The 7071-nt window shown below is 71.9% G+C and carries 5 protein-coding genes; 2 read left to right on the forward strand and 3 right to left on the reverse strand.

What is annotated here, in order from left to right; all coding sequences use genetic code 11:
• Together AB0O00_RS25270 and AB0O00_RS25275 are read left to right on the forward strand one after the other, a co-directional pair.
• Nucleotides 1-249: transketolase C-terminal domain-containing protein (locus AB0O00_RS25270; protein ID WP_363655382.1), on the forward strand; the 249-nt coding region annotated here is incomplete at its 5' end.
• A 121-nt stretch (nt 250-370) separates the two neighbouring features.
• On the forward strand, nt 371-1900 hold the full coding sequence (locus tag AB0O00_RS25275) for a glycosyltransferase family 39 protein (protein WP_363655384.1): 1530 nt from the start codon (nt 371-373) through the stop codon (nt 1898-1900).
• Nucleotides 1901-2014: 114 nt separating this feature from the next.
• On the opposite strand, the gene AB0O00_RS25280 is transcribed toward AB0O00_RS25275, so the two are convergent.
• The 3 genes from AB0O00_RS25280 to AB0O00_RS25290 all read right to left on the reverse strand — a co-directional run bounded on the left by AB0O00_RS25280 (nt 2015) and on the right by AB0O00_RS25290 (nt 6879).
• Entirely contained in the window at nt 2015-4144 is a 2130-nt protein-coding gene (locus tag AB0O00_RS25280; protein WP_363655386.1) for a 3-hydroxyacyl-CoA dehydrogenase NAD-binding domain-containing protein, read from the reverse strand.
• Between the two features lie 2 nt (nt 4145-4146).
• Nucleotides 4147-5391, reverse strand: a complete 1245-nt coding sequence (locus AB0O00_RS25285; RefSeq protein ID WP_363655388.1) for an acetyl-CoA C-acyltransferase — start codon at nt 5389-5391, stop codon at nt 4147-4149.
• A 243-nt stretch (nt 5392-5634) separates the two neighbouring features.
• Nucleotides 5635-6879 carry a ribonuclease D gene (locus AB0O00_RS25290; RefSeq protein ID WP_363655390.1) on the reverse strand — a complete coding sequence of 415 codons (1245 nt, stop codon included), beginning with the start codon at nt 6877-6879 and terminating at the stop codon, nt 5635-5637.
• Nucleotides 6880-7071 lie beyond the last annotated feature (192 nt).

The raw sequence follows: 7071 nt of genomic DNA on the forward strand, positions 1-7071 counted from the left end.
GCCGTCGTCACGATCGAGGACAACGGCCGCGCGGGCGGCGTCGGCGCCGCCGTGGCGCAGGCGCTGCGCGACGCCGACGTGGACCTGCCGGTGCGCGACTTCGGCATCCCGCAGGAGTTCCTGGACCACGCGACCCGGGCCGAGATCCTGGCGGAGATCGGCCTCAACGCCCCGGACATCGCCCGCAAGGTGACCGCTCTGGTGGCCGGTCTGGACAAGGCCGCCGCCGGGGCCCGCGTCGAGGCCTGAGCCCCGCCGCCGGGGCCATTTGCCCCAACTCTGTAACAGCTCGTCACAAGACGAGCCGATAATCGCACCGAAAGGCGGGACCGGCGCTGCCCGCGCCGATCCCGCCCGGTAGGTTGTGATGGTGCCGACCACCCCCACCCACCCCCGCCTCGCCGGGCTGGCCCAGCGCCTGCCCGAGCGCGTCCGTACCCACGTGCAGAACGGGTACTGGACCAGGCTGGTGCCGGTGCTGGCACTGGTGGCGCTCGCCACCCACATCCCCTCCTTCGCCCGGCCGGTGTGGAGCCCCGACGAGGGCTTCCTGGCCACCCAGGCCCGGATGCTGGCCGACGGCGGGGTCCTGTACGACACCGTGGTCGACCGCAAGCCGCCGCTGTTGCCCTGGCTCTACCAGGCCTGCTTCGCCGTCTTCGGCTCCGCCTCGCTGTGGCCGCTGCGCACCCTCGCGGTGGTCGCCCACCTGGTCACCGCGATCCTGCTGGCCTCCATCGCCCGCGGCCGCTGGGGCAACCGGGCCGGCGCCGGCGCCGGGCTGCTCTATCTGCTGGTCTCCATCGGGCTCTCCCCGGAGGACACCCAGGCGGCGACCTTCGAGGTCTTCATGCTGCCCGCCATGGTGGCCGCCTTCCGCTACGCCGAGCGCCGCCGCTGGCTGGCCGCCGGCATCGCCGTCGCGCTCTGCTCGCTGACCAAGCAGACCGGCGGCGCCGTGCTGCTCCCGGTGCTGTGGATGCTCCTCCAGGACGCCCGCCGGCGCGGGGTGCGCTGGCCGCCCGCCCTGTTCAAGATCGGCTTCGGCTTCGCGCTGCCGATAGCGCTCGTCGCGGTCATCCTGACCAAGCCCAAGGGCTTCCTCTTCTGGGTGGTCACCGGCAGCGGCGACTACGCCTCCTTCGGCGGCGCCTGGCTGCAGATGACCGGCCGCGCGCTCGGCAACTCCGCCATCCTGGCCGCCGCGGGACTGGGCTTCCTGCTCCCGGTGGGCCGGCGCCTGTGGCTCAAGCACCGCCACCGCCCGCTGCCGGTGGCCGGCGAGGAGCACGGCTCCACGACCGACCTGTGGATGTGGCTGCTCTCGTCGGCCGTCGCGGTCAGCGTGGGCTTCCACTTCTTCGGCCACTACTACCTCCAGCTGATCCCCCCGCTGGTGCTCCTGGGCACCGGCGCGGTGGCCACCTCGGCGGTCCGCTGGAAGCCCGTCCTGGTGTACACGACGGTCGCCTCCACCGTCTTCTGGGGCCTAGCCCTGGCCTGGCCGGGGGAGCGGCTCAGCCGCACCACCGAGGTCGCCACCGCGGTGGCCGCCCAGACCACCCCCAAGGACACCGTGCTGGTCTGGGGCATGCACCCCGAGCTGTACTGGCTGGCCGACCGCAAGCCCGCCACCCGCTACCTGACCGCCGGCTTCCTCACCAACTACAGCGGCGGCAAGGACGGCAACCCCAACGTGGGCGAGCAGTTCAGCGTCTCCAACGCCTGGCAGACCTTCGACAAGGAGCTCGCCAACGGCCTGCCCGAGGTCTTCGTGGACGACTCCGGCATCGCCCCCTACCAGCCCGTCATGGTCCCCCGGATCGAGAACCTGCTGGACACCCACTACGAGATGATCGGCGTCATCGGCGACACGGTCTTCTACCGCCTCAAGCACTGACCCGCCTCAGGCACTGACCCGCCTCAGGCACTGACCCCTCCCCGGCGGGTGACACGAAGGAGCCCCGGTGACCGTCCAGGTCACCGGGGCTCCGCCGTTCGTACGGGCTACGCCTTACGCGGGCACCGAGGCCACGCCGGGGGCGAGGAACTTCTTGCCGTTCACCCGCTCCGAGACGCCCTCACGGTCCAGGTACGGGGTGATCCCGCCCAGGTGGAAGGGCCAGCCGGCACCGGTGATCATGCAGAGGTCGATGTCCTGCGCCTCGGCGACGACACCCTCCTCCAGCATCAGGCCGATCTCCTGCGCCACGGCCTCCAGGGAGCGGTTCAGGACCTGCTCCTCGGTGAGGACCGAGTCGCCGAAGGCCAGCAGCTCCAGTACCTCGGGGTCGAGGACCTGCTTGCCGTCCACCCAGGTGTAGAAGCCGCGCTTGCCGGCCTTGACCACCTTGCCGAGGTTCTCGGAGACGGTGAACCGCTCCGGGAACGCGCCGTGCAGGGTCTCCGAGACGTGCAGCGCGATGGCCGGGCCGACCAGCTCCAGGAGCATGATCGGGGACATCGGCAGGCCGAGCGGCTCGACGGCCTTCTCGACGGTGGCGATCGGGGTGCCCTCGTCGATGATGTTCTGGATCTCGCCCATGAAGCGGGTCAGGATCCGGTTCACCACGAACGCCGGGGCGTCCTTGCACAGCACCGAGGTCTTCTTCAGCTTCTTCGACACGGCGAAGGCGGTGGCCAGCGAGGCGTCGTCGGTCTTGTCGCCGCGGACGATCTCCAGCAGCGGCAGGATCGCGACCGGGTTGAAGAAGTGGAAGCCGACGACCCGCTCGGGGTGCTTCAGCTTCGAGGCCATCTCGGTGACCGACAGCGAGGAGGTGTTGGTCGCCAGCACGCAGGTCGGCGAGACCACGTTCTCCAGGTCCGCGAAGACGGTCTGCTTGACGCCCATCTCCTCGAACACGGCCTCGATGACGAAGTCCGCGTCGCCGAAGGCGGCGGCCTTGTCGAGCGAGCCGGTGACCAGGCCCTTGAGGCGGTTGGCCTTGTCCTGGCCGATGCGGCCCTTGCCGAGCAGCTTGTCGATCTCGGCGTGGACGTAGCCGACGCCCTTGTCGACGCGCTCCTGGTCGATGTCGGTGAGGACCACCGGCACCTCCAGACGGCGGGCAAACAGCAGCGCCAGCTGCGAGGCCATCAGACCGGCGCCGACGACGCCGACCTTGGAGACCGGGCGGGCCAGCGACTTGTCCGGCGCGCCGACCGGGCGCTTGGCCCGGCGCTGCACCAGGTTGAAGGCGTAGATGCCGCTGCGCAGCTCGCCGCCCATGATGAGGTCGGCCAGGGCCGCGTCCTCGGCGTCGAAGCCGGCCTGCAGGTCCTGGTCCTTGACCTGGGCGATGATGTCCAGCGCCCGGTAGGCGGCCGGGGCCGCGCCGTGCACCTTGCCGTCGGCGACCAGCCGGCCCCAGGCGACGGCGTCGTCCCAGGCCTTGCCGCGGTCGATCTCCTCGCGCTGGACGGCCAGGTCGCCCTTGAGGACCTTGGCCGCCCACAGCAGCGACTGCTCCAGGAAGTCGGCCGGCTCGAAGATCGCGTCGGCGATCCCCAGCTCGAACACGTCCTTGCCCTTGAGCTGCTTGTTCTGCGCCATCGAGTTCTCGATGATGACCTTGACGGCCTTCGCGGGGCCGATCAGGTTCGGCAGGATGGTGCAGCCGCCCCAGCCGGGGACGAGGCCGAGGAAGACCTCGGGCAGCGAGAACGCCGGGACGCCCGCCGACACGGTGCGGTAGTCGCAGTGCAGGCCGACCTCGACGCCGCCGCCCATCGCCGCGCCGTTGTAGAAGGCGAAGGTGGGGACGGGCAGCGCGGCGATCCGCTTGAAGACCTCGTGGCCGCCCTTGCCGATGGCGAGCGCGTCCGCGTGCTCCTTGAGCAGCTCGACGCCCTTGAGGTCGGCGCCGACGGCGAAGATGAACGGCTTGCCGGTGATCGCGGCGCCGACGATCGTGCCCTCGGCGGCCTCGGCCTCGACCTGGTCCAGCGCCACGCTCAGCTTCAGCAGCGAGCCCGGGCCGAACGTGGTCGGCTTGGTGTGGTCGAAGCCGTTGTCCAGGGTGATCAGGGCCAGCTTGCCGGCCTGCAGCGGCAGGTCCAGGTGGCGCACGTGGGCGGTCGTGACGACCTCGCCCGGGAACAGCTCGGCGCCGTGCTGGAGCAGCTCAGTGGTGTTGCTCATGCTCACTTACCACCCTCGACCTGAGACGACTTTTCCGCTCCGCTCCAATGCGGGTTCTCCCAGATGACGGTGCCGCCCATGCCGAAGCCGATGCACATCGTGGTGAGGCCGTAGCGGACGTCCGGGCGCTGCTCGAAGCGGCGGGCCAGCTGGTTCATCAGGCGCACGCCGGAGGAGGCCAGCGGGTGGCCGAAGGCGATCGCGCCGCCGAACGGGTTGACCCGCTCGTCGTCGTCCGCGATGCCGTAGTGGTCGAGGAAGGACAGCACCTGGACGGCGAAGGCCTCGTTGACCTCGAAGGCCTGGATGTCGTCGATGGTGAGGCCGGCCTTGGCCAGCGCCTTCTCGGTGGCCGGGACCGGGCCGATGCCCATGACCTCGGGCTCGACGCCGGCGAAGGCGTAGGAGACCAGGCGCATCTTGACCGGGAGGCCGAGCTCCTCGGCGACGTCCTCGGCGGCCAGCAGCGAGGCGGTGGCACCGTCGTTCAGACCGGCCGAGTTGCCCGCGGTGATGTTGCCGTGCGGACGGAACGGGGTCTTGAGGCCGGCCAGCGACTCCATCGTGGTGCCCGGGCGCATCGGCTCGTCCACGGTGGCCAGGCCCCAGCCGGTCTCGCCGACCTCGGGGTTGGTGTTGCGGATCGTGATCGGCACCAGGTCGGGCTGGATGTCGCCGTTGGCGTACGCCTTGGCGGCCTTCTCCTGGGAGCGCACGGCGTAGGCGTCGCAGCGCTCCTTGGTGATGTGCGGGAAGCGGTCGTGCAGGTTCTCCGCGGTCATGCCCATGAACAGGGCGGACTCGTCGACCAGCTTCTCGGAGACGAAGCGCGGGTTCGGGTCGACGCCCTCGCCCATCGGGTGGCGGCCCATGTGCTCGACGCCACCGGCCACGACGATGTCGTAGGCGCCGAAGGCGATGCCGCCGGCGGTGGTGGTGACGGCGGTCAGCGCACCGGCGCACATGCGGTCGATCGCGTAGCCGGGCACGGACTTGGGCAGGCCGGACAGCAGGGCGGCGGTGCGCCCGATGGTCAGACCCTGGTCGCCGATCTGCGTGGTGGCCGCGATGGCCACCTCGTCGATGCGCTCGACGGGCAGGTTCGGGTTACGGCGCACGAGCTCCCGGATGCACTTGACGACGAGGTCGTCGGCGCGCGTCTCGTGGTAGATGCCCTTCGGGCCGGCCTTGCCGAACGGGGTGCGGACGCCATCGACGAAGACGACGTCCCTCGCGGTACGAGGCACGGGGGCTCTCCTCCCAGGGACCAACATTTGAGGTGGGCAGGCTGCCGCCGGCGAAGACCCGAGCGGCGCCGCTTCACCGCCATGCTACCGGTCGGTAACCAACCTGCCCAGGCCCCTCGGACTGTTCACCCGGTGTGTCCCGCGACACGTCCGACCAGGACCGCGCCCCGATGGCGGCTCCGGACGCACGGAAGGGGGACGCCGTCCGTGCGGACGGCGTCCCCCTTCGGCGAACGCGTGAGGTCAGCCCTGTGCGGCCGCGGCGGCGGCGAACGCGGCGGCCACCACCGGCGCCACCAGGTCGACCTGCCACTGCCGGGCCCCGAGGCCGCGCAGCGCGGCGGCCACCCCGGTGGCGCCCGCGTCGGCCGGCGGCTCCCACGAGACCCGGCGGACCAGGTCGGGGGTGATCAGGTTCTCGGCCGGCAGGTTGTGCTTCTCGGCCAGCTCGCTGACGGCGCTGCGCGCGCCGGACAGCCGGGCGGCGGCGACCGGGTCCTTCTCGGCCCAGGCCCGCGGCGGCGGCGGTCCGTCGTGCGGCGCGGCGGCCGGCGGCAGCTGGTTCTCCGGCACCTCCCGGCCCCGCTGCACGGCGGCCAGCCACTGCTCCAGCTGGCGCCGGTGCACCCGCGGCCCGAAGCCCTGGACGGCCTGGAGCGCGGCGATGTTCAGCGGCATGGCCAGCGCGGCGTTGACGATCGCGGCGTCGGACAGGACGCGGCCCGGCGAGACGTCGCGCTCCTGCGCCATCCGGTCGCGGGCCAGCCACAGCTCGCGCACCACGGCCAGCTGGCGGCGCCGGCGGACCTTGTGCAGCTGCGAGGTGCGCCGCCACGGGTCGGTGCGCGGGGCCGGGCGGGGCGCGACGGCGATCGCGGCGAACTCCTCCAGGGCCCAGCCGAGCTTGCCCTGGGCGTCCAGCTCCTGTTCGAGTGCGTCCCGCAGCTCGACCAGCACCTCGACGTCCAGAGCGGCGTAGCGCAGCCACGGCTCGGGCAGCGGGCGGGTGGACCAGTCGACCGCGGAGTGCTCCTTGGCCAGGCTCAGGCCGAGCACGCTCTCGGTCATCGGCCCGAGGCCGACCCGGGCGAAGCCGGCGATCCGCCCGGCCAGCTCGGTGTCGAACAGCCGCTGCGGTCTCATGCCGACCTCGGCCAGGCAGGGCAGGTCCTGGGTGGCGGCGTGCACCACCCATTCGGCGTCCGCGAGGGCGGCGCCGAGCCCGCTGAGGTCGGGACAGGCGATCGGGTCGATGAGCGCGGTGCCGGCGCCCGCGCGGCGCAGCTGGATCAGGTACGCGCGCTGGCCGTAGCGGTAGCCGGAGGCCCGCTCGGCGTCGACGGCGACCGGTCCGGTGCCCGTGGCGAAGGCGGCGACGGTGGCGGCCAGCGCCTCCTCGTCCGCCACGACGGGCGGGATCCCCTCCTTGGGCTCAAGGAGCGGGACCGGGGCTGCTTCTTCTGGGATGGCTGCTACGGCGTCGGTCACTCACCAAGGGTACGACGGTCCTCGGAGCCGGGAGTGTTGTCGGACTGGTCAGACCGGGTAACCGACTATGCCACCGGAAGCTTAGGGACCACCGCGGCGGCTCAGGAGGAAACGTTCCTCCTGATCCGCCCCGGGGGTGCGGGTGAACGGCGCGGCCCCCCTCGGCGCCGTTGGTGTTAACCGGGCGCCGGG

The sequence above is a fragment of the Kitasatospora sp. NPDC093558 genome (assembly GCF_040683475.1).
Classification (GTDB): domain Bacteria; phylum Actinomycetota; class Actinomycetes; order Streptomycetales; family Streptomycetaceae; genus Kitasatospora.

What these genes read in the sequence shown, in the direction of transcription:
- AB0O00_RS25280 (WP_363655386.1), bottom strand. Translation starts at nt 4,144, where the DNA reads ATGAGCAACACCACTGAGCTGCTCCAGCACGGCGCCGAGCTGTTCCCG.